The 3689-nt window shown below is 72.0% G+C and carries 3 protein-coding genes and 1 pseudogene; 3 read left to right on the top strand and 1 reads right to left on the bottom strand.

Annotated features, from left to right (window positions below):
- Together V7E05_RS13960 and V7E05_RS13955 are read left to right on the top strand one after the other, a co-directional pair.
- Nucleotides 1-545, top strand: a pseudogene (locus tag V7E05_RS13960) (hypothetical protein); the annotation flags it as partial.
- The gene (locus V7E05_RS13955) at nt 542-2224 is read left to right on the top strand and encodes a DNA polymerase Y family protein (RefSeq protein ID WP_333620235.1); all 1683 of its coding nucleotides are present in this window, start codon (nt 542-544) and stop codon (nt 2222-2224) included. The pseudogene V7E05_RS13960 and the gene V7E05_RS13955, both read left to right, overlap by 4 nt.
- A 5-nt stretch (nt 2225-2229) precedes the next feature.
- Here the strand turns inward: V7E05_RS13955 and V7E05_RS13950 are convergent, their stop codons facing one another.
- A complete protein-coding gene (locus tag V7E05_RS13950; RefSeq protein ID WP_333620234.1) occupies nt 2230-2913 on the bottom strand; it encodes an AMIN-like domain-containing (lipo)protein in 684 nt (227 codons plus the stop codon).
- 143 nt (nt 2914-3056) lie between these two features.
- Between V7E05_RS13950 and V7E05_RS13945 the strand changes: the two genes are divergently transcribed.
- Nucleotides 3057-3689: sucrase ferredoxin (locus V7E05_RS13945; protein WP_333620233.1), on the top strand; the 633-nt coding region annotated here is incomplete at its 3' end.

The raw sequence follows: 3689 nt of genomic DNA, 5'->3' as shown, positions 1-3689 counted from the left end.
CCGCGGCCACGGCCGCAGGGAAGCGGTGCGCCATCGTGGGCTATCCGGCGCTCGGTCTCGCCGCGGTCGCGGCGGAGGGCGGGGACCTGTCGCAGGTGGCGCTCGTCCCCATGGCGGGCGCGGATCCCGGAGTCGTCGCCTCGGTCCTGCTCGACGGGATGGATCTCGTCGTGCTGGACCCGGCGTGCGGCCGGATCCCGCCGGCCCGCGCACGCGTACTCGCCGGCCGCGCACGCTCTGCGGGCACGGTCCTCGTCGTCGGCGCGGCCGATTGGCACGGTGCGGACCTGCGCCTGGAGATCGGCCCGGCGCGGTCCGCCGGTCTGGAGGACGGGTACGGGAGGATCTCCGTACTCTCTTCTCCCGCGCGTGCGCGCGGCCGCGCCCTCGGCGGGGAGCGCGGGGGCGGGAGGCTCACCCTCCGCGGGATTCCCTCGCACAGCGTTGCGGACCTGCCCGTCCGGGCTGCGGAACCTGCGGCGCGCGGCACTGTCGGCGGCGTCGAGGTGCGGGAGCTGGCGGCGGCCGGGAGGCGAGCGGGATGAGCGCGGTGGGGAGACATCGGGAGAACATCCGCGTCGTCGCGGTGTGGTGCCCGGACTGGCCGGCCATCGCCGCGGCGCGGTGCGAGGGGATCGGCGTAGAGGAGCCGCTCGCGGTGCTCTCGGGAGGGATGGTCCTGGCCTGCAACGCCCCAGCGCGCGCGGCCGGCGTCCGGCGCGGCGTACGGCGGCGTGATGCGCAGTTCCGCTGCCCGTCGCTGCTCGTCCGGGACGTCGGCCCGGGCAGGGACAGCGCGGAGTTCGAGCCCGTCGCCCGGGCCCTGGACGCCGTGGTGGCGGGAACGGAGCTGCTCCGTCCCGGCCTCGTCGTCCTGTCTGCCCCGGGCGCGCTGCGCTACTACGGCGGGGTGGAGGAACTCGTCGAGGTCCTCGTCGGAGCGGTCGCGGAAGTGGACGTGGAGTGCCTCGTCGGGCTCGCGGACGAGCTCCCCACGGCGGTCCTCGCGGCGAGGGAGGGGGCGTGCCTCGAGCCCGGGGGAGACGCGGCCTATCTCGCGCCGCTGTCCCTCTCGATGCTCGCCGCAGAGCAGGCGCTGCTCGCGGGGCCCGAGCTCGACGAGCTCATCGACCTGCTCCGTAGGCTCGGCGTCCACACGCTCGGTGCCTTTGCGGAACTGTCCCCACGGGATGTCGCGACCCGCTTCGGCTCGTTCGGGGCCGCGGCGCAGCGGATCTGCCGTGGGGAGCGGTGGCGCCTGCCCTCGGTGTCGAGCCCACCGCCGGGGCTCGAAGTCGTCGAACGCTGCGATCCTCCCTTGGACCGGGTGGACCAGGCGGCATTCGTGGGGCGGCGCTGCGCCGTGCGGATGCACGGCATGCTCGCCGCCGCCGGCATGGCATGCATTCGCCTCGCGGTGGTGGCGGAACTCGAGGACGGGCGCCGGGTGCGCCGCGTCTGGCGGTGCGCCGAGCCGCTCTCTGCGGATGCCACGGCGGACAGGGTCCGTTGGCAGCTCGATGGTTGGATCACCGGGGCCGGAGCGGCCGCCGGGGCTGCGGGCGGAGCTGTCGGTGGTGGGGACGAGGAGGAGCGGCCGGGCGCGGCCATCGTGTCGCTGCTCCTCGAGCCGCTGGAGGTCGTTCCGGCGGGGGAGCTCCAAGAGGGGCTGTGGGGATCGTCGGGTCTCGTGGAATCGCGGGCCCGGCGCGCACTCCAGCGCGTCCAGGGGCTGCTGGGGACGGAATCGGTGCGGGTGGCCGCCGCTATAGGGGGCCGCGCCCCCTCACGCAGGGTGGGCACCACGGCCTACGGGGACGCTTTCGACGCCCCGCCGGCAGACGTCGCGTGGCCCGGGCAGATCACGGGGCCGGCCCCGTCTGTGGTGGAGCCACCCAGCTCCTACCGCCTGCTCATCGATATCGGCGGCGAGCGCAGGCTGGTGCCGCTGGGGAGCGGGCTCGGGGTGCTCGATGCCCGGGGAATCGAGGTGGCTCCCGGCCCACGGGGGCTGCTCACCGCGCGGCCAGAGGGGCTCCGCATCGGGTCCTACCGCCTCGACCTCTCGGGCTGGTCGGCGCCGTGGCCGGAAGACACCGAATGGTGGTCGGGCGCGGGGGCGCTGCGCCTTCGCATGCAGGTGGCACCCGTCGGTGCGGCCGCGCTACTGCTCTCCGCAGAGGCAGGGAGTGCCGTGTGGAACGTGGAAGGAGTGTACGAGTGATCCCGCTAGCGCTGGATGTCGACGACCAGGCGGGTCGGGTTCTCGAGGAGGAACGCCGAGTACGGTCGCTTGCCCTCGACACCGATAACCGACTGGGCGGCGCCTTCGAACTGTCCGGCGAAGTAGACGCCCTGGACCTGCGTGGCCTCCTGCGCGGAGACGGTGCCGCGCGCCACCTCGTCCGAGCCGTCCGGGGCCGGCGGGAGGGTCTGTCCGGTAATCATCACCTGGAGGAAATCCGAACCCGGGACGTCGATGGCCTGCCCGCTGCCCTGCTGCGCGGGGGAGGGGACGTAGGAGATGGAATACCCGGGCGCGCCCTGCCCCGAGAGCTCGAAGACCACGCGGTCGTTGCCCTGGTGCTCGCCGATCCGGATCTTGGTGAGCACGAGTGCGGTATTCGGCGCCGCGTCAGCTCGGGAATCCCCGGTGGAGAAGCCCGTCGACGTCTCTCCGGAGGTGGAGGAGGGGGCCGTGTTCGTGGCCGAGGAACTCTCGTCGGGGTTGAGCCCTTCGGCGAGGCTCATCTTGTCGGCCGATCCGGAAGTGGTGGCGGCAGCCGAGCTGCCGGACGTTCCGCTGACATTCAGGGCGTCCTCTCCCGAGGTGCCGGAACCGCACGCGGCGACCGTGAATGCAACGCAGGCGGAGAGGGCGAGCAACGAGCCGGAGCGGGCCTTGAGTGTCATATGACCACCATAGGAAACATTTGTAACAAAAAGCTCACGAGAGCATTTCAGTACCATCGAATAACGCCATGCACATGGATAACTTCGCAGGGGACATCCTATCGAAGTGCTTTCGGTGCTCTCACTCCGCTTAGGGTGTGCCTATGGACGTACAAGTCACGCCGGGAATCTCCGCGGAAACCATCGATCGCGAGCAGTTCCGTTGCTCCTCGGCCTCGGTGGACGAGCCTCTCCCCGGGACTGCATCCCACCAGCGGCGATGGGTGCTTTTGGAACATCCGGGGGCGTGGGGTCGAGACATTCTCAACGGCTCCGTGTTCGGCGAAGATCTCACCGAGCGCCTGCGCGAGCACCTCGACGCCGCCGATGCGCGCCTACTTCTCATCCGTCGCCCGGGCCGGGGCGGGCAAAATGTTCCGCGGCACCACGTCTACCTCGTCGACACTGCCCCGGGGAGCGAGTCGCTACTCGTCCTCGAGCTCGAGAGCCCTGCGGATCTCCTCGAGATCGACCTGCGCACCGGCGCCCGGAGCGAGGGCGCCGCGGGCGTACTCTCGGAACCGCGCGAGGTCACTGCGCCCATCGGTCTCGTGTGCACGCACGGCAAGCGCGATCAGTGCTGCGCGCTGCTCGGACGCCCCGTCGCCGGGGCCCTCGAGGGGCGGCTTGGCGCCGAGCTCGCATGTGCCGATCCCGCGGCCGGGATCTGGGAGTGTTCCCACACCGGCGGGCACCGGTTCGCACCCGTGCTCCTGGTCATGCCCGAGGGTCTCACC

It is taken from the genome of Dietzia sp., assembly GCF_036741115.1.
In the GTDB taxonomy this organism is placed as follows: domain Bacteria; phylum Actinomycetota; class Actinomycetes; order Mycobacteriales; family Mycobacteriaceae; genus Dietzia.
This window is presented reverse-complemented; position numbering and strand designations above follow the sequence as displayed.

Bases quoted from the DNA above. Each gene is read 5' to 3' on its own strand.
- V7E05_RS13955 (WP_333620235.1), top strand. From the start codon at position 542: ATGAGCGCGGTGGGGAGACATCGGGAGAACATCCGCGTCGTCGCGGTG.
- V7E05_RS13950 (WP_333620234.1), bottom strand. From the start codon at position 2,913: ATGACACTCAAGGCCCGCTCCGGCTCGTTGCTCGCCCTCTCCGCCTGC.